Raw genomic sequence first — 338 nt, 5'->3', positions numbered from 1 at the left:
GTCTGCGATCTCGCCGACAAGTACGGCGCCATGGTCATGGTCGACGACAGCCATGCGGTCGGCTTCGTCGGGAAGAACGGTCGTGGCTCGGCCGAGCATTGCGGCGTCGAAGGCCGGATCGACATCATCACCGGCACGCTCGGCAAGGCGCTTGGCGGTGCCTCCGGTGGCTACACCTCGGCCAAGGCGGAGGTGGTCGACTGGCTGCGCCAGCGCTCGCGTCCCTATCTCTTCTCCAACACGCTGGCGCCGGTGATTGCCGCGGCATCGCTGAAAGTGTTCGACCTGATCGACAACGGCGATGCGCTTCGCGAACGGCTCTATGCCAATGCCAGCCT

Annotated in this window: 1 protein-coding gene; it reads left to right on the top strand. The window is 65.4% G+C overall.

Going from position 1 to position 338, the window contains the following annotated elements:
* The coding region (locus tag L981_RS33035; RefSeq protein ID WP_156134326.1) for an aminotransferase class I/II-fold pyridoxal phosphate-dependent enzyme at nt 1-338 on the top strand (338 nt) is incomplete at both ends.

Source organism: Ensifer sp. ZNC0028 (assembly GCF_000799055.1).
GTDB lineage: Bacteria > Pseudomonadota > Alphaproteobacteria > Rhizobiales > Rhizobiaceae > Ensifer.
Note: the sequence above shows the minus strand (reverse complement) of the source record. Positions and strands in the feature narration are given on the sequence as shown.